The organism is Pseudomonas sp. FP2294 (assembly GCF_030687625.1).
Classification (GTDB): domain Bacteria; phylum Pseudomonadota; class Gammaproteobacteria; order Pseudomonadales; family Pseudomonadaceae; genus Aquipseudomonas; species Aquipseudomonas shahriarae.
On the sequence record NZ_CP117441.1, the window covers coordinates 678,305 to 702,615 of the forward strand.

Consider the following 24,311-nt stretch of genomic DNA (forward strand, 5'->3'; position numbering starts at 1 on the left):
AGGGCCTGTATTTAATGCACAACCCAACTGAGCAGCCACAACCCCAGCATCAACCAGATAATCCCCATGATGATCGAGGCCCGCATAAACGCCCGGACTGCCGAGTACAGCAGCATCAGGCCAATGATCAGGGTGATGATGCTGATGATCGAGGTGTCCATGCCCAGGGTGCGCGACAGGCCGTCGATAAAGTTGCCGCCGGCATTGGTCAGGGCGCCGAACAGGCCGCTGAGCCCGTCGACGATAAAGCGGATGACCGAACCGAGCGCCTGGCCCAGCCATTCGAAAAAGCTTTCTACCTGCATATGAGTTTCCTGATGAAAGGGTGGGCGTATCTGCCGGACCTGAGCCTTTGGTCGCCAATCCCTTGGGCGAGTTCCCTAGAAGCATAGAGGTTTGCCCGTTTGAATTTGCGAATAGTTGCACGCGCTACCCTGGGTAGCCTGCTGGTGGTGATAGCCCTGCTGTGGCTGGCCGACCGCCTCTGGCCCCTGCCGTTGCCCAAGGACGATCTGGCCCGTGTGGTACTGGCGGAGGACGGCACGCCGTTGTGGCGCTTTGCCGATGCCAACGGCGTATGGCGTTACCCGGTGGCGACCGATGAAGTCTCGCCGTATTACCTCGATGCGCTGCTGACCTACGAAGACCGTTGGTTCTACCAGCACCCCGGCGTCAACCCGCTGGCCCTGGTGCGGGCGACCTGGCAGAACCTGACCGGCGCGCGGGTAGTGTCTGGCGGCAGCACCTTGTCGATGCAGGTGGCGCGCCTGCTCGATCCCCATTCGCGCACCCTGCCGGGCAAGTTGCGCCAGCTGTGGCGCACCGCGCAGCTGGAGTGGCACCTGTCCAAAGACCAGATCCTCAACCTGTACCTCAATCGCGCGCCCTTTGGCGGCACCTTGCAGGGGGTGGCGGCAGCCAGTTGGGCGTATCTGGGCAAGTCGCCGCAACAGCTGACCCACGCCGAAGCAGCGTTGCTCGCGGTACTGCCCCAGGCACCGAGCCGTCTGCGCCCGGACCGTCACCCGCAGCGCGCCCAGGAGGCCCGGGACAAAGTGCTGCGGCGCCTGGCCGAGTTCCAGGTGTGGCCGCAATCGGCGGTCGACGAAGCCCTGGAAGAACCCCTGTTGCTGGCGCCGCGCCTGGAACCCAGCCTGGCGCCGCTGCTGGCGCGCCGCCTGAACCGTCCCGACAGCCCGCCGCTGATTCGCACCACTCTCGACGCGACCCTGCAACGCCGTCTCGAAGACCTGCTACTGGGTTGGCGCGCGCGGCTGCCGGAGCACACCTCGGCCGCGATCCTGGTGGTCGAAGAAGAAAGCATGGCCGTGCGCGCCTACCTGGGCTCGGTGGATATCAACGATGCGCGGCGCTTTGGCCATGTGGATATGATCAGCGCCCTGCGCTCGCCGGGCTCGACCCTCAAACCCTTCCTGTATGGCATGGCTTTGGACGCGGGGCTGATTCACTCCGAATCGCTGTTGCAGGATGTGCCTCGGCGCTATGGCGATTACCGACCGGGCAATTTTTCCATGGGCTTTACCGGCGCGGTGCCGGCCAGTACGGCGCTGTCCAGCTCGCTGAACCTGCCGGCGGTGCAACTATTGGAAGCCTATGGGCCCAAGCGCTTTGCTGGCGAAATGCGCATCGGCGGCATGCCCCTGGCGCTGCCGTCGCTGGCCGAGCCGAACCTGGCGTTGATCCTGGGCGGCGCCGGCAGCCGCCTGGAAGACCTGGTCGGTGGCTACAGCGCGTTGGCCCGTGACGGCAAGAGCGCGGCCATCCGTTTGCAGCCCGATGATGTGCTCAAGGAGCGTCCGTTGTTATCGCCGGGTTCGGCGTGGATTGTGCGGCGCATCCTCAGTGGCCAGGCGCGGCCGGACCGTGATCCCCGGGCCGAGCTGGTGCAGCGCCCGGTGTTGGCCTGGAAGACGGGCACCAGCTACGGCTTTCGCGATGCCTGGGCCATTGGCGTCGGGCCGCGCTATTTGATTGGTGTGTGGATCGGCCGCCCGGACGGCACCCCGGTGCCCGGCCAGTTTGGCCTGGCCTCGGCGGCGCCGTTGATGCTGCAAGTGCACGATGTGTTGACCAACCGCGACAGCCAGCGCGGCATTATCGCGCCGGTTAAACCCGTGCCGATGAATGTCGGCGTGGCGGCGATCTGTTGGCCCCTGGGCCAGCCCATGAGCCGCAGCGACGCCAATTGCCGGCGCCAGCGGTTTGCCTGGACGCTGGACAACACCACGCCGCCGACCTTGCAGGCCCTGGACCAACCTTTGGGTGTCGGCTTGATGGAAACCGTGTGGGTCAATGCCAAGGGCCTGCGCGTGGCGGCCAGTTGCCCGGGCGCGGTATCGCGGGACATTGCCCTGTGGCCGGCACCGCTGGAACCGTGGTTGCCGAGGATCGAGCGGCGTGACGCACGCATCCCTGCGCCAGACCCGGATTGCCCGCCACCGGCGCTGGCGGCGTCGTCGCCGTTGTCGGTGGTGGGTGTGCGTGAGGGCGATCAACTGCGCTTGCCGGCGGGCAGCCAGCAGCAACTGCGCCTCAAGCTCTCGGCCCTGGGCGGCAGTGGGCGGCGCTGGTGGTTCCTCAATGGTGCGCCGCTGGGCGACAGTGCCAACCAGGACAGCATCAATGCCAGCCTGGAGCAGTTGGGGCGCTATCAACTGAGTGTGCTCGATGAGGCGGGGCAGACGGCCAGGGTTGAGTTCAGCGTGGTTGATTAGATCGCCATCGCAGGCAAGCCGGCTTGTATGGTTAGACTTGTAGGGGTGGTGGGACTAAAAGCCAGCATCTGACTCTAGCCAGTACAGACCGTGGGAGACTTCGTCCCACCCCTTCACCAAAGCGCCGATAAGGAATGCATCGGCCATGACCGACGATAGAAGCAAGCCAGCGCAACGGTGAAGCCCCGACAAGCCCGTAAACCCTAACCCGGAGCTTTTCTCATGGCAATGACTGTCTCGCAATCAATCATTGGAGTGGATGTCGCTAAAGCCGAAGTAGTTGTTTATCAAAGTGAAACTGCTGAAACAAAGATCGTATCGAACAAGAAAAGCGAGCTGAAGGCATGGCTGAAGTCTTTGCCTGCGGGCAGCGCCATCGCAATTGAAGCCACCAATATCTATCACGTGGATACCGTCAACTTGGCTCATTCGATGGGCCATATCGTTTACGTGATTGATGGATATCGCCTTAGCCATTACCGCAAAGGCACAGGTGGTCGCGCTAAAACAGACTTCAGTGATGCGCAGTTGCTGGCTCGCTACTTGAAGAATGAACAGGCTGATTTACGCGCCTGGAATCCGCCGCCGAAGATTTATACCAAGCTTCAAAGCTTGCTGCGTCGACGCGCAGCGCTGGTGAAAATGCGTGTTGCACTGAATCAGAGCTGGGCGGGCGAGCCATCACTCAAGGCCTCGTCCAAGAGCATTTCAGCGTGTCTTGATAGGCATGAGGGGCTCATTGAGAAAAGGATATTAGATGCTGTTACTGAGGCGGGGCTTTTGCATCAGGTCAAGCGCTGCCAAGCCGTCGAGGGCATTGGGTTTCTGACAGCAGTTGCCCTGGTAATGGCGTTTCAGCGAGGAGAATTTGAAAGTGCTGACGCTTACATCGCGTTCTTGGGAATGGACTTGAGAGTATCCGATTCTGGGCAAATGAGCGGACGCCGCTCATTGAGCAAGAAGGGAGATTCAGAGATACGCAGATTGCTGCATAACGCGGCGTCAGCAGGTATCAGGTCAGAAGCCTGGAAACCTTTATACGAGGGTTATCTGGCCAGGGGCCTGAAAACGACTCAAGCCCTGGTCATCATTGGCCGCAAGCTGGCGCGCATCGCCTTTTCGCTCATGAAAAACCTGAGCGAATACCAGTCAAAAGCGGTTTTGGGGGCTTCCCCAAAACCATAGAATCTCCCACAGTTTGATTTGTTGACACCGTCCAATGTGGGCGCTGGCTTGCCTGCGATAGTGCCCTGACAAGCAGCGCAAATTTATTTGCCATCCCCGTCTTTGAGCCTGAAGCTATACCCCTTCAGGAGCGCCCCATGAATCTCGAACACCTTACCGAACGCATGCATCGCATCCGCGATAACAACGACTGGAAACAATTCCACAGCCCGAAAAACCTGGCCATGGCCGCCAGCGTAGAGATGGCCGAGCTGGTGGAGATTTTCCAGTGGCTGAGCGAAGACCAGTCGCGCCAGTTGCCCGCCGACAAACTCGCCCATGCCGGCCAGGAAGTGGGGGACATCGTGCTCTATCTGCTGCTGCTCTGCGGTGAGCTGGGCCTGGATATGGATCAAGTGGTCAGCGCCAAGCTGGCCGACAACGAGCGGCGGTTTACCCATGAGTGATCGCCATTTCGACCAGTTGGCCACGCGTTTTGCCGAGAAGATCTACGGCGGTGCCAAGGGCGCGATTCGCCTGGCGGTGTTGCAGGCCGACTTGACCGAGGCCCTGCCGGAGCGGCCGTTGCGCGTGCTGGATATCGGCGCCGGCCTGGGCCATATGTCGTTGTGGCTGGCCGAGCGCGGGCATCATGTGACCTTGGCCGAGCCCGCCGAGCCGATGCTCGAAGGCGCCCGCCAGCGGTTCGCCGCAGCGGGGCAGAGTGCAACGTTCATCCAGGCGCCCTGGCAGGACCTGTTGGGTCAGCTCACCGAGCCCTACGACCTGGTGCTGTGCCACGCCGTGCTGGAATGGCTGGCCGAACCCCATGCGATCCTGCCGGTGCTGCACCAGTTGACGGCGCCGGGTGGCTGGTTGTCCCTGGCGTTCTATAACCGTGATGCGCTGATTTACCGCAACTTGCTCAAGGGCCACTTTCGCAAGATGCGCAAAAATGACATGGCCGGCGAAAAACAGAGCCTGACCCCGCAACAGCCCCTGGACCCACGGGAACTGGCGGCGCAACTTGAAGGCCTGTGGCAGGTCGAAAGCCAGAGCGGGGTGCGGGTCTTCCACGACTATATGCCGGTGGAATTCCAGGCCCGCGCCGATTTGCAGGACTTGTTGGAGATGGAACTCGCTCACCGTCGTCACCCAAGCTTTGCCGGACTTGGGCGTTATTTGCACTGGATCTGCCGTCCGGTTTAAGCGGCCCAGTCTGCGGAGATCGAAATGAAGCGCTGTGCATTGATCCTGCTGTGCCTGGGGCTGGGGGCCTGCTCCAGCAACAACCCGTATGTGGCGGCCTCCAAGCCCATGCCGCCGGCGCCTGCCCAGGCGGCCAACACCTTTGATGCCAGCGCCTACCCGGCGCCGGTGCGTGACTACGGTGCCTATCGCAATTGGGCCTGGCGCAACGGCCAGTTGCCGGCCGGCTCGGCCTGGGCAGATCCTGCGCAGATCGCCGAAGCCGTCAGCGGTGCCCTTGACCAGCGTGGCCTGCGGCCGGTGCATGACCAGCGCGCGCCGGACTTGCTGGTCAGCGCCGATGTGCATCTGGAAAAACGCCTGCGCCAGGTGCAGGACGATTATGCCTACGGCTACGGTGGCTACAACCGCTATGGCAACGGCTACGGCATGTACAACTCGGTGCCGATCGTGCGCACCTATGAAGTGCAAGTCGTGGTGGTGCGCGTCAACCTGTTCGACGCCCGCACGGGCCAGGCGGTATGGAGCGCCAGCGCCGAGACGGGCAGCCAGGGCAGCCTGAGTGAGCGCGGCGATGCCTTGCGCCAGGCTGTGCAGAAGGCCATGACGGCGTATCCTCCCAGTTAACAGCTATTCTCATTTCAGGCTCGGTTTGCCCTTTGGAGAACTACCATGTTGCGTCGTATCGCGTTGCTCGCTTTTGCCGTGCTGCTGGGCGGTTGCCAGACTCATCAGGTCAATCACGATTTTGACGCCAGCCGCGACTTTGCCGCCTACCGCAGTTGGGCCTGGAAAGACCCGGCGTTGCAGTACCGCCCTGACGATCCGCGGATCAAGAGCGACCTGACCGAGCAGCGCATCCGCCAGGCGGTGGCCGATCAGCTCGATCAGCGCGGCTTGCGCTCGGCAGCCCCCGGGGCCAAGGCAGACCTGAACGTGCAGGCCTACCTGATCGTCGAAGACCGTCAGCAGCAAGTCACCACCAACTACGGCGGCGCCTGGGGCGGCCCGTGGAATGGCTACTGGGGCGCACCGATGTACAACGAAACCCGCAACGTCACCTACAAGGTCGCGACCCTCCAGATCGACTTGCTCGACGGCAAGGACGGCAAGCTGGTGTGGCGCGGCAGCGACGAACAGATGATGAGCAACTCGCCCAGCCCCCAGGACCGCAGTGCAGCGATCCGGGCGACAGTGACCAAGGTGTTGTCCAACTACCCGCCACGCTAAGTTGTACTCGGTCCGTGTAGGGCTGCTGCATCACTGCGATGCGGGCGCTGCGGTTTAACAGGTACACCGAGGCGATCCCTTCGCAGCCTCGCCGGGGCTCGACAGCTCCCACATTCGATCTGTGTTTCCAAGATAGATTTGCAGGTGCCGCGGCTCCCCTGTGGGAGCTGTCGAGCCCCGGCGAGGCTGCGATGGGATCGCGTCCGTACACCCGATCCACTGAGGTGCCCGCATCGCACGGCGGCCCGACAAGCCCGCGTCGAGCGCTGTTTATTTCCGTCAGTCGCCAAAGTGGCGACTTGCCAGCGCACCTGCCAAGCCTTGTCTACACTGCTGTTGACTACAGGAGAGTAAGCGCTCGGCAGTTCGCCGGCAAAGGAGTGCTCGATGTCTCCCCGACTTCGTTCTGGCCAGCGTGGCGCAATCGGTCTGGTGTTCGCCGGCACCCTGGCCTTGGCCCTGGTGTTTCTGTTGCTGGTGGTCGATAGCGGCCGCCTGTACCTGGAAAAACGCAAGCTGCAGGCCGTCGCCGACACCGCCGCCCTGGAAGCCGCCAATCGTGGCGGGCAGTGTTCAGGCAGCACCACCGCCGTCGATTACGCCAAGCAGAATGCCACCCGTAACGGCTTCATCGTTGTCGCCAACGACAGCAGCCGCGCATTGGCGGTGACGTGTGGGACGTTGCTGACCAATGCGGCCAATATCCGTGTCTTTACTGCAGATGCCACCAAGAATGAAGCCATCCGCGTCGTTGCTACCCGCACGGTGACCACCGGTATCGCCAACGGGGTCTGGAGGTTGTTCAGCGGTACGTATAACGCTAATACGACATTGAGCGCGACGGCCGTTGCGGCGCTGGCGACTCCGGTGGCGGCACTCACAATCCGCAGCACGGCAGTCGTTGTCGATACAGCCAACAAGGCTTCCACTCTCAATGCTCTGTTCGGAGGGTTGTTGGGCGGTGGCCTGAACCTGTCGGTGGCCGGGTGGAATGGTTTAGTTAATACCAATATCTCTCTACTGAGTTACCTGGACCGGCTAAAGCTCGACCTGGGCCTGACAGCGGTCGGCTATACCGAAGTTCTTGGCAATACCGTCGGTGTTGGTCAGCTCATTCAAAGTGCAATCAATGTATTGGACCCCACCAACACATTGGCCACAGATGTGACGATTGTCGGCTTGAACGCGCTCAAGACGGCGGCCGGTGCCACTCAAGTGGTGTTGGGCGATATTCTGCAGATTGCAAGTGGCACGGATGTGGCGTCTCTGGCAGTGAACATGCGGGTGTTTGATCTGATCGAAGGTTTTGTGCAACTGGCCAACAAGAAAAATGGCCTGCTGGCTAGTGTTCCGATCAACGTGCCTGGAGTGGCGCAAATCACTGCGACCGTTCAGGTTTTACAGCCGCCTCAATTATCTGCGGTCGGCAATCCAGCCAAAGCTGTAGCAGCGGGGCATAATCCTGAAACCGGTCCGAATCGCATCTATGTGCGCACGTCTCAATTGCGGGTTCTGCTCTCGGTCAACTTGCCCGTAATGAACACAGTCCTGGATCTGGTGAACGGGGTGACTGGATTGGCAGGACCGCTGGCAAATACGGTGGGTGCACTGCTACAGCTGGATGTTGTGGGCGTGATCAATGCGCTGACGTGTGGCTTGGGAGCACTGTGTACTTCGCCCAGCCTGCAGATTCTGCCTCCGCCTGTCCGTGTGGATATTGCGGTGGAAGCCGCCAGTGCCAGTAGTTGGGTGACAGCCTACAGTTGCGCAAGTCCTACCAATAAAAGCCTGACAACCAGCACCAATACCTCGCTGGTCAATCTGAAATTGGGTCAGGTTGATGGCTTGTCCAGCATTTTCGGCAGCAGTCAAACTCCGCCCCAGATGGTTGTGAAACCATTGAAGGTCGTGGATATCGGTACCGAGTCATGCCGCCGCTTTTTGATATTCAACGACTGCAACGCCCGTGTTCCCTCCGTAGGGGGTGGTATTGGGTTATCTGCCAACATTGATGTGGGTGGGAGTAAGAACCTTGCCCATACATACCTGTCCCCCGATTTGCCGGAAATTTCGCAGCCACCGTTTTATTACGCTTACACCACTAGCAATATCGTCAGCGGGCTCACGGACCCGGCCAAGGGGACGGCAGCGGGTCTTGTTCTAAATATGTACGGCCCACAGCCCGGAAATGAAAACTTACTAGGTAATATCATTGGTGGTCTTGGAACCGTGTTTAACAGCGTAACTTCCCTGTTGATCAATACCATCAAAACCACACTGACACCGTTGCTGGACTCGCTGATCAACACCCTATTACTAGCCTTGGGCGTCGACCTGAACAAAGTGGATGTAGGTGCCAACCTGAGTTGTCAATCAGGCCACGCCTACCTAGTCATCTAACCCCCCACCCACCACCGGCAACTCCACGCAAAACCGCGCCCCATGTTCACTGTTGGCGACGCTCAGGCGTCCGCCCATGTTTTCCACAATGCCGTAGCTCACCGACAACCCCAGCCCGGTGCCGACGCCAATCGGTTTGGTGGTGAAAAAGGGCTCGAAAATCCGCTCCAGCAGCCGTGCATCAATGCCGCCGCCATTGTCTTCGACCCAGATGCGCACATGGCGGCTGTCGTGTTCGCTATACAGGGCGATCCATGGGCGAAAATCGTGGTTTTTTTCGTGTCGCGCCATCAGCGCATCGCGGGCGTTGACCATCAGGTTGATCAGTACTTGCTCCAGTTGGTCGACATGGCCGTTGACCTGCACCTTGAAGTCCATGGGCGTGATGCGCAGATCCACACCTTTACCGCGCAGGCCTTCGCCCAGCAGTGATTGCGTACCTTCCACCGCCTGTGCCGGGTCGAAGGGCTGTTGCTCGACCTCCGAGCGGCGGCCGAACACGCGCATGTGGTCCACCACCCTGGCCGCACGCTGGACCTGGGCGTCGATGCGCTGGAGTTTTTCCGTCAGGTAGTCGAGTTGCACGTCGCCGTTGCCCAGGCGCTTGAGCACGTTGGCGATGGCCATGCGCATGACGTTCAGCGGCTGGTTGATCTCATGGGCCAGGCCGGTGGCCATCTCGCCGAGGGTGGCCATTTTCGCGCTTTGGGTCAGTTGTTGCTGGGAGCGGCGCACTTCGGTGTTGTCGCGGCCCACGGCCTGGATTTCCTGTAACTGGCCGTGCTCGTCGAACACACCACGGTCAGACCAGACCCACCACGCATGTTCGCGTCCCGGCAGTTGCAGGCTGATTTCCGCGGTGCTGACCGGGAATTCCGGGCTCAGTTGGCCGATGCGTTTTACAAAGGCGTTGCGCTGTTCGTCCGATAACCAGTGGCCCAGGTTGATCCCTGGCAATTGGGCGGGCGTGCATTCCAGGTAGTTGGCCAGGGGCGTGTTGCCGAAGGTCAGGGTCAGGTCCGGGCGGTAGCGGCAGATCATCGCCGGCGAGTCTTCGACGAGGAGGCGGTAGCGCTCTTCGCTGTCCTTGATCTGTTGCGCCGCCAGGGTGGCTTCGGTGACGTCCAGCCACAGGCCGACGGCTTCCACCGGCAAGCCCAGGTCGTCGCGCAGCAGCTTGGCTTCGTCCAGCAGCCAGTGGTAGTTGCCCTGGCGATCGCGTACGCGGTAGCGGCTGCGCACGTTGCCTTCGCGTAGCAATTGCCGGGTGCGTTCGAAGTACAGGTCGCGGTCTTCGGGGTGCACCCATTCCACGGAGGTGTCGTGGGTGCATTCGGCCAGGGTCCAGCCCAGCAGCGGCAGCAGGCTGTCGCTGAAAAATGCCGGGTGCAGCGCGCCGTTGACGTAGCGCTGCACGTAGATCACCGCCGGTGAGCTGGCGATCAGGTTGTCCAGGCGGGCATGGGCGGCGGCGGCCTGCAGTTGCTGGTTCTTGATGTCGCTGATATCGAGCATGAAGCCGATCCAGCGCCGCTGCTCGCCGGCGCCCAGCACCTGACCCTGGACGCGGTACCAGATGGGGTTCTGTTTGGCGTCGCTGCGCAGCAGGCGCACGCTGGCGAGCAAAGGTTTGCCCAGGCTTTGCAGGTCTTGCAGGCGGCTGTTGAGTTCCTGGCGGTCGGCGGGGTGGATCAGTTCCAGCCAGTTGGCCAGCACCTGTTTGGTCGGTGCATCTTCCGGGCTCAGGCTGCGCATCAGTTGGGGGGCCAGCAGGATCTCTTCACCGTTGGCCAGCAGTTCCCACCAGCCGGTGCCGAGCAGGCCTTGCAGGGCTTCCACCCGCTCCAGTTGTTGGTGATGGCGCTGCTCGCGCAGGCGGCTGAGCAAGGGCGCGGCGAGGGCGGCGGTGAGGTTCAGCCAGTCACGTTCGCTGACGTCGGCGTGGCCGCTGTAGAAGCCGCACAGCAACCACGCGGCGACCCCCTGACTATCGCGGTACGGCACCAGCAGGCCCTCGGCATTGCCAAACACGCTGTGCAGGCGCGGGTGCTCGCTGCGGCCCTGAAGGGTTTTCAGGCTTAGCGGGGTGTTGCCGTTGAGGCTGTCCAGGCAGGTGCCCAGGCGCTGCCCAGGCGCCCACAGTTGCGGCGCGTCATGGGCGCTGTAGCTGCTGTAGACCAGCCAGTCCTGATCCTGCTGGTCGAGCAGCACCATCGCCGCGCAAGGGATACGCCAGCGCTGGGTCAGGCTGCGCAGGTGCTCGCTGAACACTTGCGGCAGGCGCGACAGGCTGCACACGCGCAGTTGTTCGCTCATCTGGCTGGCGAGCAGATGGTTCTGCTCGCGCTGCTGGGCCAACTGCCGGCCCCTCAGCAGGTCGCTGATATCCAGCAGGCGCAGGATCCAGCCGTCGCCATCCGGTTCGATCCAGCCGCGGGTATGCAGGATGGTCTCGGCGGCGCCCTGGAAATCCAGGTCCAGGCTGTGCCGCTGCCAGTCGGCAGGGGTGCCTTCGATGCTCAGGGCGCCAGGCAGGCACAGCAGGTCGCGCAACAACGGGTGAGCCTGGGCACTAAGGTGGCGGGCTAACTGTGGGTGCAACGCGCGGCTGATATCCAGCACATGACCATGCTGATCCAGGCGCAGGTGCAAGCCTTGTGCGGGTGGGCTGGCGGGCGTCTCCAGGGCCTGGGCGCTGTTGCGGCCGAGCAGCCTGCCGAAGATTTTGTCACCGGAGTTCAAAATTGCAGGCTCGACTGGGCGTGCAACGTGGTCGGCAGCCGAGGCACCGTGCCAATGCCCGGCAGCACAATAAACGGCAGGACGTTCTTCAGGTTGGCCGAGGGGTAGTTGATCTCGACGGTCAGCACGCCTGCGGTGTAGGTCGGATTGATATGGGCCGTCTGGAACTGGAAGGTCGCTGGAATCCACTGCAATTGGCTTTGCACGGTCTGGGTCGCCCGCAGGATGAGCGCTGCATTGTAGTTGGGGGTGCTGGGGTCCAGTGCCACGCTGCGGCGCACGGCCTCGGCGGTGGCCTGGTTGAACGACTGCAGCAGCAACAGTGGCAGGCTGTAGCTGACCATGGCATAGAACACGGCAAAAAAAATCACGAACACCGCGGCAAATTCTATAGCGACGGCGCCTTTTTGCTTTCTAGGGAGGCTGGTTTTCATCACTGCGACTACCCTGACTGCTACTACCTGCTATCAGCATAGAATCAATCGGAAAAAAGGGACGGTTTTTACGTGATCCAAGGCCTCGTGGTGTTTGTCTGGTTGGTGGTGTGTGCGCAGCAGGATATTCGCCAGCGGCAGATTGCCAATCGCCTGACCCTGGGCGCGCTGCTGCTGGCACTGTTTTATCTGCTGTGGAGCGGCAGCACGTGGCTGGGCACTTCCAGGGCGCAAGGGCTGTGGGCGTTCTGCCTGGCCCTGCTGTTGACCTTGCCCGGCTACGCCCTCGGGCGCCTGGGCGCGGGCGATGTGAAGATGCTGGCGGCGTTGGCGCTGGCGTCGAATTCGACCTACCTGTTGTGGTCGCTGATCGGCGCTGGCGTAGCCAATGTCGCCTGGCTGGTCTATGGGCCGCGGCTGCTGCCCCTTGCCAGTCAAGGTGTTAGAGCGCGCCTGGGTTACCTGGTGGTGGACCCGTCAAAAAAGCTGCCTTTCGCGCCGTTTCTTTTAGTGGGTTTTAGCCTGGCCTGGGCGTGGCTCCATTAGTCGTGGGCGCTCTGTATCGCTATGTACATAGTCGGAAAGTACGTCTACGTTTATTTATACAAGCAAGTAGGAAGGTTCTTCGCAACCGATAGGTCAATCTTTGGCTTGCCAGGCATGGAGTAGCGCGTGGACAAAGTTACATCTGCAGTAAAAGTGCTCGTGGTCGACGATCAGCCGCTGATTGTGGAGGAGCTTTGCGAATTTCTTGAAAGCAGCGGTTATCGCTGTGTCCCTTGTGAGTCCAGCCAGCAGGCCGTGCAACGCTTCAGTGACGATCCGCAGATCGGCCTGGTGCTGTGTGATCTGCATATGCCGGACATGGACGGTATCGAGCTGGTGCAGGCCCTGCAGAAAATCGCCGGCAAGCAGCGTGCCTTCGAAGCCATTATGTTGACCGGTCGGGCCGACAAGCAGGATGTGATCAAGGCCTTGCGCGTGGGCATCTCCGATTACTACCAGAAGCCCATCAACCTCAATGAGTTGCTGGAGGGGTTGCAGCGCCAGGAAGCCGCGCTGGAAGAACGCCACAAGAATCTGCATTTGGGGAAGCTGAACCAGAAGCTGCAGTATCTTTCCGAGTCCATCGACGATTTGTACCAGGACCTGGACAAGGTCCGTCGCGCCCCGGCGCCGCAATCCGAGGGTGAGGCGGTAAGCGAGGAGGTCCTGGAGGTGCCGGCGATCTTCAATCAGCTGTCACCCCGGCAACTGGATGTTGCCCGGCTGGTGGGCAAGGGCCAGACCAACTACCAGATTGCCTGCGAGCTGGGTATTACCGAGAACACGGTCAAGCTGTACGTGTCCCAGGTGTTGCGCTTGACCCATATGCACAACCGCACCCAACTGGCGTTGGCACTGTCGCCGAGCAACTCGGCATTGCGCCAGCGGGTGACGGCGCACTGACGCTTTGCGTACAGCCATGTAGGAGCGGGTTTGCCCGCGATAGCGTCGGATCAGCCAGGGCATTTATCGGCTGACACCCGCCATCGCGGGCAAGCCCGCTCCCACATTTCTCCAGTGGCTGTGGTTTATTTGCTGCCACCCGAGCTCCCGCCTTCGCTGCCTTCGCCGAACTTTTCGGGGATCGCGTATCTTTTGCTTTCCAGCAAACGCTGCATCGCCAGTTCGCGTTCGGCGGGCGTTGCTCTCTGCACCGTGGGCGAGGCGGCTTGCCCGTTGACTTGCAGCCCCAGCCAGTTTTCCGTTTCCTCCTGGGCCTTGGACGAGGGCCCCGGTTCGATGGCCATTGCCGTCAGGGGCAGGGCCAGCAGCGTCAGGCTGGCGAGGTAATGGAATTTCATCATCGGCTCCTTCAAGCGCTTACTTGATTAGTACAGGCGGTGCATCGCTGGCCGCCGCGACCTGGTCCTTGGCCGCAGGTGTGCCGGCAGCCTTGAGTTTCTCGGCGCGGGCCTGGGCCTCGCTGACCTGCTCGGGGCTCAAGCCCACCTGGCTGGCCAGTTGCGCGGCCTGCCCCCAGTGGTCCTGGTAGATCAACAGCGTCACCAGGTTGACCGCCGCCAATTGGTCGCTTTGCTTGAGCTCCATGGCCGTCATGAACTCAAAACGCGCCTCTTCCAGGCGCCGTTGATTGAGGTAGACCACGCCCAGGTCATTGCGGATTTTCTCGTTGGTGGGCGCCAGTTGCGCCGCCCGCTGCATATGGGCCAGGGCTTGGGCGTTGTCGCCCTGGGTCGCCGCCAATTGCCCCAGGCCGTGTTCCCCTTCGGCGGCCATGCAGGTGCCCAGCAGGCTGCGGTACAGCGGTTGCGCTTCGCTGCGCCCGAGCAGGCGATAAACCTTGGCCTTGCGCTGGCGCACTTGCGGCAACGACTCCGGCAGGCTTTGCAGGTTGGCCAGGCTGGCGTGCATCTTCCCTTCGTTGGCCATGTCGTCAGCCAGGTTCAGCGACAGCTCCTGTTCGGCGCTGGGCGTGGTGCAACTGCCCGGGGTCATCAACGCCGACCACGGCGTCTGGCCGTTACTGGCACAACCGCCGAGCATCAGCAGGCTCAGGCCTGCAATCAGTGCTTTCATCGAGCGCTCCTCAAAAGCTGCTCAGGGCCCGGGAGATCGCAATAAACGCCGGCCCCCCCAGCACAATCAATAAAGCGGGAAACAGGAAGACCATCATCACCACTGACATCTTGGCCGACATCTTCGAGATGAATTCCTGCAAACGGGTCAAGCGGCGGTCATCGAGCAGTTGCTTGAGGGCCAGCAGCGACTTCATGGCACCGCCACCCTGCTGGATCAGTTGCTGCAGAATGATGCAGGTGTCGGTGAACTCATCCACGGCCAAGAGCCTGGCGGTCTTGCCCAGTTCCTCGCCCAGTTCCAGGCCCGAGTCGACCCGTGCCAGGATCAAGCGCAATTCCTGGGTCAGGGCGGGCAGCAGGCGCTGCGCTTCAACGCTCAACACACGCAGCGACTGCTCAACCGCCATGCCCGACTCGAACAGAATGCGCAGCAGCGGGATAAAGGTCGACACCTCGCGGGAGATTTGCTGCTGCCGGGCCTTGGCGGCACTGGCGAGGATGCGCTTGGGGATCAGATAGCCCACGCCCAGGCCGAGCAGGGGGGCGATCCACGGGGAGTCGGCATTGGGAAAGATCAGGCTTTGTGCCACCAGCATCACCCCGGCCAGCACCAGCGGCACGCCAATCTGGCAGGCAGCGAAGATCGAGCGCTGATTGGCTGTGCGCCAGCCCACGCGGTTGAGCAGGAGCTGGGTTTCGTTATCCATGCTCACCGAGCGTTGGGCCAACTGGCTGCTGCCAAACTGGCTGAGCAGGGTGCCGAGACGGTCACCGCGCACCAGTTGGCCTTGCAGGCGTTGGTTGACCAGGCGCTCGCGGCGGCGCTGGTTCAGCAACTGGCCGGCGATCAGCACGAGCGCAGCCAGAAATAATAAGGCACTGATCAGCAGGACCATCTCAAATACTCCGCAACATGCGCCACATCGTCAGGCAGCCCAGCACCTGCATGCTCAGCGCGGCCAGCAGCATGTAGCGGCCGCTGTCGTCATTCCACATGGTCATCAGGTAGCCGGGGTTGATCAGCATGAAATAGCCCACCATCGCTATCGGCATGCCGGCCAGCACGAACGCGGTGACGCGTGTTTCGCCGGTCATGGCGCGCAATTGCCGGGCGCCTTGTTCCCGCTCGCGAATGACCTTGATCAGGTTCTCCAGCAAGTCGCTGGCGTTGCCGCCATAGCGATGGTTGACCTTGAGTCCCAGGGCGAGCATGCGGAACTCGTCCTGTTCGTAGAATTCGGCGAAATCACTGGCGGCCTCGGGCAGGCTGACCCCCAGTTGCACGTTGCGCTGAATGCGCCCCATGGCGGGCTTCAAGGGATCCTCGGTACTGTCGATGGCCCCCAGCAAGGCATCGGCCAGGGTGCGCCCGGACTTCAGGCTGCGCACGGTATGGTCGAGCACCTGCGGCAGTTGTTCGATCATCCGCTTCACCCGCCGCCGATAGCGCCAGGCGATGTACAGCCGCAGTATCAGCGGCGGCAACAGCAGCATGGCGAGCAGGCCGACCCAGCTCCATACCAGAAACCCGAGGACTGCGCCCAACACCCAACAGGTCAGCCACAGGCCCAGGCTGTCGGTGGGTTTGCCCAGGCCCGCACGCTGGAACATGCGCTCCAGGCCGACCCAGCGCCCGCGTTCTTCGGCCAGCAGTGGCTGGCCTGCGGCGAGCCGTTCCAGCACGCGGTCGGTTTCCGCCTGGCGCAGGCCACTGAGGAACAGGTGCAGCGACACGCCAATCAGAATCACGCAACTGAACATCAGGATGGCGCCGGTCATGGTGACGCTCCTATAGCGGCAGGGCGGATTCGCGGCGCAGCTTGTCACCCGCCGGGTTGAGGGCCTCGCGCAGGAAGCCAAAGCCGGTGCGCCGGTCATGGCGGAACAGGGTGTTGGTGACATACACGTCATCGCGCACACCCACCACTTCCACCACTTCGCTGACGCAACGCCGGCCATCGGGCAGGCGGGTCAGTTGGATCACCACATCCAGGGCCGCGCAGATCATCTGGCGCAGGGTTTTTTCGGCAACCACGCGACCGGTCAGGCCCACCAGGGTTTCCAGGCGCAACAGGGCGTCCTGGGCATTGTTGGCGTGCACGGTGCTCATGGAACCGTCGTGGCCGGTGTTCATTGCGGTCATCACATCCAGCACCTCCACGCCACGGATCTCGCCGAGGATGATGCGGTCCGGGCGCATCCGCAGGGCGTTGCGGATCAGGTCGCTGGCCTTCACCTCGCCGTGCCCTTCGGCATTCGGCGGGCGGGTTTCCAGGCGCACCACGTGGGGGTGGCCCAGTTGCAGTTCGGCGACGTCTTCGATGGTCACCAGGCGTTCGTGGGGGTTGATCAACTGGCTGAGAATATTGAGCAAGGTGGTCTTGCCGGTGCCGGTACCGCCGCTGATCAGGATATTGCAGCGCTTGCCCACCGCCTCCTGGAAAAACTCGAAGATCGACTGGTCGATGGTCTGCATCGCCACCAGGTCGCTGCTCTTGAGCATGTCTTTGCGAAACTTTCGAATCGACAGGCACGGCCCGTCCAGGGCAATCGGCGGGATGATCGCGTTGACCCGGCTGCCGTCGGGCAGCCGGGCATCGACCATCGGCGATGACTCATCCAGGCGCCGGCCCAGGGGGGCGAGGATGCGTTGCATGACCCGCTCCACATGGTGGGCGTCGATAAAACGCAAGTCGCTCTGGTGCAACAGGCCGTCCCGCTCGACAAACACCCGGTGCGGGCCGTTGACCAGAATCTCGGTCACCGACGGGTCACGCAACAGCACTTCCAGCGGGCCGAAACCGGTCAGCTCATCGACGATTTCTTCGGCCAGGCGCTCCATCTCATAACGGGAAATCGCCAGGTGCATGCGGGTGATGTATTCGGACACCTTGTCGATGACAAATTGCGCCAGGGATTGGCGCGAACCTTCCAGCAGGTTTTTCCCCGACTCTTCGATGGCGTCGATGATGTAGCGGTGCAGCACCAGTTTCAGGCCGTCGTGATCCACCGCGCTGTTAAGCCCGCGAGCGGGGGTGCCGAAGAGATTTTCGCTGCTCATTTGGTTGTCCCCAGCAGCCGTTCAAACCAACGGGTGGAGGGTTTCTCCATGCCCTCGGTGCGTTTGGCCAGGCGTTCGCCAAGCGCTTTCAGGTTCTGCGTCAGGGGCTCCCGGGGGGCCAGGCTGAACAGGGTCTGCCCCTGGTTCTTGGCGTTCAGGCGCACCTCGGGGCTCAATGGCAGCACGGCAATGACGTCCAGGCCGAAGCTCTTTTCCAGGGTTTCGGTGTCGGGGGCGGCGCCCTTGAGATAGCGGTCGATCAGCAGCCGTGCATGCTCCAGTTTCATGCCTTTTTCCCGCCACTGATTCAGCACCGCCAGGTTGCGCCGGCAGTCGAGGACGTTCTGGTCGGTACACCACAAAAGCTTGTCGCAGTGGCTGACGAAGGTGCGCAGGGCTTCGCTGTCGCGCTGGCCAGTGAGGTTCACCACGATGTGCTGGAAGTGTTGGCGCAAGGCACTGAGCAGCATGTACAGCTCGGCGGCGCTGGTCATTTCCAGCGGTTCGTCGTTTTCGGTGTAGGCGAGGATGCGCAGGCCGCCTTCGGTGGCGGTGACGGCGCTGTTGATCAAGGTGGTGTCCAGGCGGCGCAAATGGCGCAGGGCATCGCCAAAGTTGAACGAACTTTCCAGGCCCAGCAGTGCCAGGCTGTCGCCACGGGGCAGGCCCAGGTCCAGCAGCAGGGTCTCTTGCCCGCTCTTCTGCACCACCATCGCCAGGTGGCTGGCCAGCAGCGCGCCGTCGGCATTGCCCTGGGTGCCATACAGTACCGTCAGGCCACCCAGGTGCGCATTGTGGGCGACTGGCGGCAAGCGTTTATTCAAGCGCCGCACCAGGCCGGCGACCTCACTGGAACGTGAGCCGTAGGCGACAAAATCCCGCGCCCCGGCGCGCATCGCGTTGAGCACCAGTTGATTGTCCATGCCGTCGCCGAGGGCGACGATGGCCAGCATCGGCTTGGCTTCCAGGGCACCCTCGATCAAGGCGCTCTGGGCGACCACATGCTCGCGGTCCAGGCCGACGAATACCAGGTTGGCGAAGGTTACGTCCACCAGGGCCAGCAGCTCGTCGAGGCTGCCGCCACCGGCACTGACCACTTGGCCCAGGGGCGCCAGGGCCCCTTGCAGCCATTCCAGGTCGGTGGTGTTGCGGGTAATTGCGAGGAACGTCTGGCTCAGGCTATCGCTCATTGGGAAAGTCCTGTGCGTCGGTCGAAGTTGCCATTTTCCAGGAAGTACAGGCGATACCAGTTGGGGTCGTAGTTGCGCAGCTTTTCACCGGGCAGGGACGGCAGGCGGGCGTTGGCGGCCAGGGGTTGGACCAGGTGCGGGGTGACGATCATCAGCAGTTCTTTTTCCTCGCGGCTGACGTTGCTGTCACGGAAAAACGCGCCAAGGATCGGGATATCGCCCAGGCCAGGAAACTTGCTGACGGTGGAGCGGTTGTTATTGCTGATCAAGCCGCTGATCACAAAACTTTCGCCATCGGCCAGGGAGACCGTGGTGTCGGTGCGGCGCACGGTCAGGGCCGGCACCTGGATGCCTTCTAACTCCAAGGCGTTGGCGTAATCCAGCTCGCTGACTTCCGGTGCGACCTTGAGGGAAATCCGCGTGCGGTCGATCACGGTGGGGGTCAGGGTCAGGCGGATACCGAACTCTTTGTACTCGATAGAGATCGTGTCGCTGCCGGCACTTGGCACCGGGATCGGCACTTCACCGCCGGCAAGAAAGGTCGCGCTGTGCCCGCTCATGGCAACCAGGCTCGGGCGTGCCAGGGTATAGGCAAAACCGCTGCGCTCCAGGGCGTTGATCATCGCCGAAAAGCGCCCGCCGCCGATGCCGATGTTAAAGCTCTCGTTGTCCAGCGGCAGGCCCCCCCCGGCTGTGCGCGGGCTGCCGAACAGGAAGTTGCGGGTGCCGCCAAAGATCGACGTACTGGCCTCCTTGAGCTTGGTGCGGCTGACTTCGACAAAGCGGATATCGGTCTGCACCTGGCTCGGCAGGAACGGGTCGTCGGAGGGCGACAGGGCCAGGCTGGTCAGGGTCGAGGTGGCCTTGCCCTTGACGAACACCATGCTCTGGCGCGGCGCGTTGGAGCAACGGGTCCAGACCATCAGGCTGGTGGCGCCAGAGGCCACGCCGGTGAGCAGGAACGCACGATCGCCGTTGAGGTGTACGTCGGCGATTTTCGGGTCGCCGATGGCCAGGCGGGTAATAGGCATGGGCGATTGCAGGGTTTGTTGCAGGCCTTCACCGACCTCGACCACGGCCGGCAAGGCGCCCAGGTTGCTGCAGCTGTCAGCGGCGGCGAACGCCAGGCCCACAGGCAGGCTGGACAGCATCAGGGCCCAGGCCATTTGTGTGAGCGCAGGTGCGAGATGTTGGCGCATGCAAGGCATCCTTGTTCAATCAGGGATTGTGTTGGGTCGCTTGGTTACCGCGTATGACCTCAATGCCGGAGCGCCGGAATTCGCTGGCACCCCCGGCCTGGGCGAGTCTTTTCGGCGCGCCGAGCATGGCCAGTTGAGTGAACTGGTACAGCTCGCGATTGGCGCTTTGCAGTTTGGCGAAGGCCTCGTTGTCCCCGGCCCAGTACTGGCTCAGCAATTGTTCATCGGCACTGCGCACCGCCAGGCGCAAGGCGCCGACGCTGGTGGCCAGCATCAAGCGGCTCATCAACTGTTGCGGCACCGCCAGCACCACCGTCCGCGGTGGACTTGCCTGACGTTGTGCCTGGCGGGCTTTTTCTTCATCGGTGGTGGGCGGCGCAACGGCGGGCTTGCCATCGTTGGTGGGGCCCAGGTTATCGCCCACACTGAGCAGGCGCAGGGCTGGCACGATGATCTGCGAGGTGGGCTCCGGGTTAGTGCCTTCCGGGCGCAGGAACAGCAGCACATCCACATAATCCCCAGGGCTCAACTGGCCTGCGGCACCGATGACTTCATCGACGGCCACCGCCAGGGCGCGTTCGTCAGGGCGGATCATGCGGGCCAGTGGGCCACCGGCATTGAAGCTGGAATCGTCCAGCCAAGTGCCAGCGCTCAGGGCTCTCAAGGGCGTGCGGCCGATGGCCTGGTCGAGGCTGGTCAAGCTGCCGGCCGGTGCGGTGCGCAGCTTTTCCAGGGTCAGGTCGGTGGCGGTGAGCGCCACATAGGGCGGCACATCATGGGCCAGCACCACCACCGATTGGCGGGTCTGGTCTTCAACGGCGGCGACGGTTTTTTCTATGGAAACGCCAGAGGGCGATGGCTCTGCAGTTGGCTCAGGCGGACGGCTAAGTACCAGCCCCCAATAGCCTGCAAACAGCGCACCGATTAATAACAACCCGGCCAGGATCATGCTGACACGACTGTTCATGAAGGCTCTCCCTATCCTGTTGCACTATGGGCCCGTTTTTCCTAACGAGTTGATTTCGCAACCAGGCAGCTATGAACATCTAACGATTTCGCTATTTGACGGTAGCCGAGCTAAGACAAAATGCCATTAGCCACCACGATTTATTTTGGAACCCTCGCGCATTGCCTTAAACGCACAGGGTTATGGCGCCAGAATGGCGGCTAATACTTTGTGATTAATCCGTTCTTACAGTTGTTGAGGTGGGTTTTGTTGACAATGCTCTAGTGGCACGCGGCAATCACCGTGCAGCACTGCGATATCAGCGCAAGCAAGCGCAAAGGAGAAGTCATATGTTCCTTACCTTCATGATGAAACTCTACGTTCAACTCCAACTGTTCTTTCATCGCAAAGAGGGGGCGACGGCGATTGAGTACGTGATTCTTGTCGCGGTTATTGCGCTGGTCGTGCTGGCGGCCGGGCAACTGCTTGGGCCTCAGATCGCGGACATGTTCGAAAGAATCGGGGATGCCTTGACCTGATTGGCAATAGAGCCTTGAGCAAGCCCATCAGTGATTGTCTTGGAAGGTATTGCTCATGAACGCTGTTGTTGCGAACCGCCAGCAGATCCTGTTGGTGGATGACGAAGAAGATGCCCTCGTTGAACTGGCGGAATCGCTGGGAGACGAGGGCTTCGTTTGTTTCTGCGCCAACTCCGTCACGGACGCATTGCAGGAACTGACACTGCATCCTGATATTGCGCTGGTCATTACCGACCTGCGCATGCCTGAAGAAAGCGGCATTTCCCTGATCAAGCGCTTGCGTGAGCACACCTCACGCCAGCACTTGCCCGTGATTGTTATGTCCGGTCATGCCGAAATGGATGATGTCAGTGACATGTTGCGGTTGCAGGTCCTGGACCTGTTTCGCAAACCGATCTATCTGGTTCGGTTGATCGACACTCTGAACAATCTGTTTCCCCGGGCGTAGGGAACAGTTGGCCTGTCCGTAGCGCCCAGCTGAGGAGATGCCCTATGTTGCTTGCCCTGCTGCTGAGGATGTATGCGTGGTCGATGCTGTTCTGGCGCCGGCGGGACGGTGCGACGGCTATCGAGTATGTGATTTTGATTGTGGTGATTGCGTTGGTGGTGTTGGCGGCTGGGAGGTTGCTGGGGCCGCAGATTGAGGCGTTTTTTGGCAAGGTGGGGGATGCGTTGACCTGAGTGCGATGGCCATAGGTATCTACACTGGGTTTGTGTACATATCCGTTGCTGCGGTCACGGCCACTTAGGGTTCCGCCCTTACGGCGGCTCACTTGGGAGAAGCGCCAAAGTAAGCAAAACGCTCTTGCCCCACCACTCGGTGCCTCGCCTAGGCTCGGCATGCCCGCAGTCAGGCATTGCTCCGTGGGCCCGCCGCGATCGGCCATCCCTGGCCGTGTCGCGGCTACCCCGGCATCCATGCCGGGGTGCCCACTGCGCAATACCTGCCTGCGGCCATCGTGGTTTAACGGGGCGCCTGAGATCAAGATCAAAAGCCAGATCAAAAGCAGAGCCACAGCAACAGCCAGATCAAAAGCAGAGCTACGGCAACCGCAGAGTCAGAGCGCGAAGCTGTGTTCCCTGTGGGAGCTGGCTTGTCGGGTCGCCGCATCGCCGGCAAGCCGGTTCCTATAGCTGATAGCTAAAACTCAATGTATAGCGCGGCCGCCGGTTAAAGCTATCCATTGCCATATCGGACATCGGCTTGGCCGCCTCCAGCGCGATGTTGTAGTACTTGGCATCGCCAAAGCGCACGCCAACGGCGGCGGATGACATGTCGCTGTCCTTGACCGGCAGGTTGTTGAACCAGGCCTTGGCGCGGTCGAGCACGACGTAGGGCTGCACGATTCTTACCCAGTCGCCGGCGCGGTTGTAGCTGTAGTTCACCTCGTAGGCCACCCCCCAACCCTTGTCGCCCGAGCCCTGGTCATCCGGGTAGCCTCGGCCGAAATTTTGCCCACCGAACACCGCACGTTCGCTGTCGGGCAAGGTGTCGTCGCTCCAGTACAGCGCTGCCGAGAGCACGCCTTGCCAGTTGTCGAAGAACTTGTCGCTCTGCACCCCGGACAGGCGCAGGCGGAAGAAGTCCAGGTCCGACTTTATCCCCTCAAGGTCACTGCGCGTGTGGGCTCCCAGTCCGTCGATGCCCTGGTACAGGCCGGCGCTTAGGATGCGCAGTTGGCGATTGTCGGCCTTGCGCCAATCCCCTTCAAAGGCCAGCGCACGCAAGTCGGTTTCTACGTCAAAGCGTTGCGGGTAACCCACCAGTTGATAGCGAGTCCTGTCGTTCACCCCGTAGAAGCGGGTGCCGAGGGTCAGGGACTCGCTGGGCGAGGCGATCAATGGGTGGCTCAGGCCGATGGAGAAGCGGTCGTTCTCGCGGTGTGGCTTGAGCGAGAAGCCGCCGTTCAGGCGGATATGGGTGCTCGGATCGCTGCGATAGCGCGCGCCATACAAGCTCAGTTGTGTGCCTTCGGCGTTGATGAATTGGCTGTAGTCGAGCCGGTAGTAATGCTCTTTGTCTTCACCCGGCGGGAACAGGCCGCTGAGGCTCACTTGTTCGCCCATTGCCGTGTGGGAATTGCTGGTGCCGGCGATCAAGGCTTGTAGGCCGCCACGGCTGTCGTCGGTCATGTTCATGCTGCTGGTAAAGGGTTTGCGGCTGGCCTGGATGTTCATGTGCGCGGCACCATCGGTGGTGCCCGGTGGCGGTACTTGCGCTTGCAGCGTGACGCCCGGAATGCGCCCCATCAAGGTGGTATAGCGCTCAAAGGTCTTGCGGGTCAGCGGGCGTTCGGCCTGGAGTTTTTGCGCCAGTTTGTCGACGTAGGCCGAGACCGAACCAATGTCGCCTTGTACCTGGTAGTCCTTGATATAGCCCTCGACCAGCACCACGCGCACCAGGCCCTGTTCGAAACGCTGGTCGGGCAGGAAGGCGTAGGACAACAAGTAGCCATCCTGCTGGTAGCGGCGAGTGATGCTGCGGGTCGCTTCGATCAGTTGCGCGAGGTTGGTTTCACGGCCAATCAACGGCTCGAACACCTGTGCAACGTCCTTGAGCGGGTACACCGTGCCGCCTTCGATCTGCAGCTTGCGGATGGTGACTTTGGTGTCCATCAGCAGCGGTTGCGCTTGTGCGGCCGGGGTCTCGGGTAGCTGGGTCTGCGGCGTCACCGGGCGGTAGGCGTCGGCCGGCAGGTTGGGGACCGGGAGATTGCGAATGGTGTCGTTGCTGTTGAGGAAGCTGGGTAGGGTCTCGGCGTGGACGTAGGCGCTGAGGGTGAGCAATAACAACGGGGTCAAGGCGCGCATAGGACACTCCATGGTCAAAACTGCAGCGGCATTTCGCAGGTTCCCACCGGGCTCTTGGACGCGGTT

24 protein-coding genes are annotated in these 24,311 nt (G+C 61.8%); 12 read left to right on the forward strand and 12 right to left on the reverse strand.

Translation table 11 applies throughout. The features are described 5' to 3' along the window. Positions 1-11: 11 nt before the first annotated feature. Positions 12-305, reverse strand: a complete 294-nt coding sequence (locus PSH73_RS02885; protein WP_057437585.1) for a hypothetical protein — start codon at positions 303-305, stop codon at positions 12-14. A gap of 99 nt (positions 306-404) precedes the next feature. Between PSH73_RS02885 and pbpC the strand changes: the two genes are divergently transcribed. The 7 genes from pbpC (at position 405) to PSH73_RS02920 (ending at position 8,738) form a co-directional block, all read left to right on the forward strand. Further along, on the forward strand, positions 405-2,735 hold the full coding sequence (gene pbpC / locus PSH73_RS02890) for a peptidoglycan glycosyltransferase PbpC (protein WP_169989301.1): 2,331 nt from the start codon (positions 405-407) through the stop codon (positions 2,733-2,735). Positions 2,736-2,957: 222 nt separating this feature from the next. Beyond that, positions 2,958-3,920, forward strand: coding sequence for an IS110 family transposase (locus PSH73_RS02895; RefSeq protein WP_076965387.1), 963 nt, complete (start codon positions 2,958-2,960; stop codon positions 3,918-3,920). A 137-nt stretch (positions 3,921-4,057) separates the two neighbouring features. Beyond that, positions 4,058-4,366 carry a MazG-like family protein gene (locus PSH73_RS02900; RefSeq protein ID WP_057437589.1) on the forward strand — a complete coding sequence of 103 codons (309 nt, stop codon included), beginning with the start codon at positions 4,058-4,060 and terminating at the stop codon, positions 4,364-4,366. Further along, positions 4,359-5,108 carry a methyltransferase gene (locus PSH73_RS02905; protein WP_057437591.1) on the forward strand — a complete coding sequence of 250 codons (750 nt, stop codon included), beginning with the start codon at positions 4,359-4,361 and terminating at the stop codon, positions 5,106-5,108. Before PSH73_RS02900 ends, PSH73_RS02905 begins: the two co-directional genes overlap by 8 nt. Before the next feature lie 24 nt (positions 5,109-5,132). Then, positions 5,133-5,735, forward strand: a complete 603-nt coding sequence (locus PSH73_RS02910) for a DUF4136 domain-containing protein (RefSeq protein WP_305461891.1) — start codon at positions 5,133-5,135, stop codon at positions 5,733-5,735. 45 nt (positions 5,736-5,780) lie between these two features. Then, positions 5,781-6,338 carry a DUF4136 domain-containing protein gene (locus PSH73_RS02915; protein ID WP_186625835.1) on the forward strand — a complete coding sequence of 186 codons (558 nt, stop codon included), beginning with the start codon at positions 5,781-5,783 and terminating at the stop codon, positions 6,336-6,338. Between the two features lie 387 nt (positions 6,339-6,725). Then, positions 6,726-8,738, forward strand: coding sequence for a pilus assembly protein TadG-related protein (locus tag PSH73_RS02920; RefSeq protein ID WP_305461893.1), 2,013 nt, complete (start codon positions 6,726-6,728; stop codon positions 8,736-8,738). Here PSH73_RS02920 and PSH73_RS02925 read toward each other — a convergent pair. Then, the gene (locus PSH73_RS02925) at positions 8,727-11,480 is read right to left on the reverse strand and encodes a PAS domain-containing sensor histidine kinase (protein WP_198817310.1); all 2,754 of its coding nucleotides are present in this window, start codon (positions 11,478-11,480) and stop codon (positions 8,727-8,729) included. The two genes, PSH73_RS02920 and PSH73_RS02925, sit on opposite strands and share 12 nt — an antisense overlap. Further along, entirely contained in the window at positions 11,477-11,914 is a 438-nt protein-coding gene (locus PSH73_RS02930; RefSeq protein ID WP_057437602.1) for a TadE/TadG family type IV pilus assembly protein, read from the reverse strand. Before PSH73_RS02930 ends, PSH73_RS02925 begins: the two co-directional genes overlap by 4 nt. Positions 11,915-11,986: 72 nt before the next feature. Here PSH73_RS02930 and PSH73_RS02935 point away from each other — a divergent pair, with 72 nt between their 5' ends. After that, entirely contained in the window at positions 11,987-12,460 is a 474-nt protein-coding gene (locus tag PSH73_RS02935; RefSeq protein WP_057437604.1) for a prepilin peptidase, read from the forward strand. Positions 12,461-12,586: 126 nt separating this feature from the next. Next, positions 12,587-13,363, forward strand: coding sequence for a response regulator transcription factor (locus PSH73_RS02940; protein ID WP_057958225.1), 777 nt, complete (start codon positions 12,587-12,589; stop codon positions 13,361-13,363). Positions 13,364-13,488: 125 nt separating this feature from the next. Here the strand turns inward: PSH73_RS02940 and PSH73_RS02945 are convergent, their stop codons facing one another. The 8 genes from PSH73_RS02945 to cpaB are packed head-to-tail and all read right to left on the reverse strand — an operon-like array spanning position 13,489 to position 20,916. Beyond that, a complete protein-coding gene (locus PSH73_RS02945) occupies positions 13,489-13,761 on the reverse strand; it encodes a DUF3613 domain-containing protein (RefSeq protein WP_115127306.1) in 273 nt (90 codons plus the stop codon). Between the two features lie 19 nt (positions 13,762-13,780). Next, positions 13,781-14,497, reverse strand: coding sequence for a tetratricopeptide repeat protein (locus PSH73_RS02950; protein ID WP_057958227.1), 717 nt, complete (start codon positions 14,495-14,497; stop codon positions 13,781-13,783). A 10-nt stretch (positions 14,498-14,507) separates the two neighbouring features. Then, positions 14,508-15,395, reverse strand: a complete 888-nt coding sequence (locus tag PSH73_RS02955; protein WP_057958228.1) for a type II secretion system F family protein — start codon at positions 15,393-15,395, stop codon at positions 14,508-14,510. A 1-nt stretch (position 15,396) separates the two neighbouring features. After that, positions 15,397-16,278, reverse strand: coding sequence for a type II secretion system F family protein (locus PSH73_RS02960; RefSeq protein ID WP_200659432.1), 882 nt, complete (start codon positions 16,276-16,278; stop codon positions 15,397-15,399). Between the two features lie 10 nt (positions 16,279-16,288). Then, positions 16,289-17,560: a CpaF family protein gene (locus PSH73_RS02965; RefSeq protein WP_120731471.1), complete on the reverse strand. Its 1,272-nt coding sequence runs from the start codon at positions 17,558-17,560 to the stop codon at positions 16,289-16,291. Then, positions 17,557-18,750 (reverse strand): pilus assembly protein, encoded by a 1,194-nt coding sequence (locus tag PSH73_RS02970; RefSeq protein ID WP_057958231.1) that lies wholly within the window; start codon positions 18,748-18,750, stop codon positions 17,557-17,559. The genes PSH73_RS02965 and PSH73_RS02970 overlap by 4 nt, the downstream gene beginning before the upstream one ends. Next, complete coding sequence (locus tag PSH73_RS02975; RefSeq protein ID WP_057958232.1) at positions 18,747-19,949, reverse strand: type II and III secretion system protein family protein; 1,203 nt, start codon at positions 19,947-19,949, stop codon at positions 18,747-18,749. Before PSH73_RS02975 ends, PSH73_RS02970 begins: the two co-directional genes overlap by 4 nt. A 19-nt stretch (positions 19,950-19,968) precedes the next feature. Beyond that, the gene (cpaB, locus tag PSH73_RS02980; protein WP_057958233.1) at positions 19,969-20,916 is read right to left on the reverse strand and encodes a Flp pilus assembly protein CpaB; all 948 of its coding nucleotides are present in this window, start codon (positions 20,914-20,916) and stop codon (positions 19,969-19,971) included. A gap of 329 nt (positions 20,917-21,245) precedes the next feature. Between cpaB and PSH73_RS02985 the strand changes: the two genes are divergently transcribed. Genes PSH73_RS02985 through PSH73_RS02995 form a run of 3 tightly spaced genes read left to right on the forward strand, consistent with a single transcriptional unit; the run spans position 21,246 to position 22,115 of the window. Beyond that, positions 21,246-21,434, forward strand: coding sequence for a Flp family type IVb pilin (locus PSH73_RS02985; protein WP_057958234.1), 189 nt, complete (start codon positions 21,246-21,248; stop codon positions 21,432-21,434). A gap of 55 nt (positions 21,435-21,489) precedes the next feature. Continuing rightward, complete coding sequence (locus tag PSH73_RS02990) at positions 21,490-21,882, forward strand: response regulator (RefSeq protein ID WP_057958235.1); 393 nt, start codon at positions 21,490-21,492, stop codon at positions 21,880-21,882. Between the two features lie 44 nt (positions 21,883-21,926). Then, positions 21,927-22,115, forward strand: a complete 189-nt coding sequence (locus tag PSH73_RS02995; protein WP_128593916.1) for a Flp family type IVb pilin — start codon at positions 21,927-21,929, stop codon at positions 22,113-22,115. A gap of 447 nt (positions 22,116-22,562) precedes the next feature. On the opposite strand, the gene PSH73_RS03000 is transcribed toward PSH73_RS02995, so the two are convergent. After that, the gene (locus PSH73_RS03000; RefSeq protein ID WP_057958237.1) at positions 22,563-24,245 is read right to left on the reverse strand and encodes a ShlB/FhaC/HecB family hemolysin secretion/activation protein; all 1,683 of its coding nucleotides are present in this window, start codon (positions 24,243-24,245) and stop codon (positions 22,563-22,565) included. Positions 24,246-24,311 lie beyond the last annotated feature (66 nt).

Bases quoted from the DNA above. Each gene is read 5' to 3' on its own strand.
- PSH73_RS02920 (WP_305461893.1), top strand. From the start codon at position 6,726: ATGTCTCCCCGACTTCGTTCTGGCCAGCGTGGCGCAATCGGTCTGGTG.
- cpaB (WP_057958233.1), bottom strand. From the start codon at position 20,916: ATGAACAGTCGTGTCAGCATGATCCTGGCCGGGTTGTTATTAATCGGT.
- PSH73_RS02975 (WP_057958232.1), bottom strand. From the start codon at position 19,949: ATGCGCCAACATCTCGCACCTGCGCTCACACAAATGGCCTGGGCCCTG.
- PSH73_RS02970 (WP_057958231.1), bottom strand. From the start codon at position 18,750: ATGAGCGATAGCCTGAGCCAGACGTTCCTCGCAATTACCCGCAACACC.
- PSH73_RS02985 (WP_057958234.1), top strand. From the start codon at position 21,246: ATGTTCCTTACCTTCATGATGAAACTCTACGTTCAACTCCAACTGTTC.
- PSH73_RS02955 (WP_057958228.1), bottom strand. From the start codon at position 15,395: ATGGTCCTGCTGATCAGTGCCTTATTATTTCTGGCTGCGCTCGTGCTG.
- PSH73_RS02990 (WP_057958235.1), top strand. From the start codon at position 21,490: ATGAACGCTGTTGTTGCGAACCGCCAGCAGATCCTGTTGGTGGATGAC.
- PSH73_RS02960 (WP_200659432.1), bottom strand. From the start codon at position 16,278: ATGACCGGCGCCATCCTGATGTTCAGTTGCGTGATTCTGATTGGCGTG.
- PSH73_RS02965 (WP_120731471.1), bottom strand. From the start codon at position 17,560: ATGAGCAGCGAAAATCTCTTCGGCACCCCCGCTCGCGGGCTTAACAGC.
- PSH73_RS02930 (WP_057437602.1), bottom strand. From the start codon at position 11,914: ATGAAAACCAGCCTCCCTAGAAAGCAAAAAGGCGCCGTCGCTATAGAA.
- PSH73_RS02900 (WP_057437589.1), top strand. From the start codon at position 4,058: ATGAATCTCGAACACCTTACCGAACGCATGCATCGCATCCGCGATAAC.
- PSH73_RS02915 (WP_186625835.1), top strand. From the start codon at position 5,781: ATGTTGCGTCGTATCGCGTTGCTCGCTTTTGCCGTGCTGCTGGGCGGT.
- PSH73_RS02950 (WP_057958227.1), bottom strand. From the start codon at position 14,497: ATGAAAGCACTGATTGCAGGCCTGAGCCTGCTGATGCTCGGCGGTTGT.
- PSH73_RS02995 (WP_128593916.1), top strand. From the start codon at position 21,927: ATGTTGCTTGCCCTGCTGCTGAGGATGTATGCGTGGTCGATGCTGTTC.
- PSH73_RS02910 (WP_305461891.1), top strand. From the start codon at position 5,133: ATGAAGCGCTGTGCATTGATCCTGCTGTGCCTGGGGCTGGGGGCCTGC.
- PSH73_RS02895 (WP_076965387.1), top strand. From the start codon at position 2,958: ATGGCAATGACTGTCTCGCAATCAATCATTGGAGTGGATGTCGCTAAA.
- PSH73_RS02885 (WP_057437585.1), bottom strand. From the start codon at position 305: ATGCAGGTAGAAAGCTTTTTCGAATGGCTGGGCCAGGCGCTCGGTTCG.
- PSH73_RS03000 (WP_057958237.1), bottom strand. From the start codon at position 24,245: ATGCGCGCCTTGACCCCGTTGTTATTGCTCACCCTCAGCGCCTACGTC.
- PSH73_RS02905 (WP_057437591.1), top strand. From the start codon at position 4,359: ATGAGTGATCGCCATTTCGACCAGTTGGCCACGCGTTTTGCCGAGAAG.
- PSH73_RS02945 (WP_115127306.1), bottom strand. From the start codon at position 13,761: ATGAAATTCCATTACCTCGCCAGCCTGACGCTGCTGGCCCTGCCCCTG.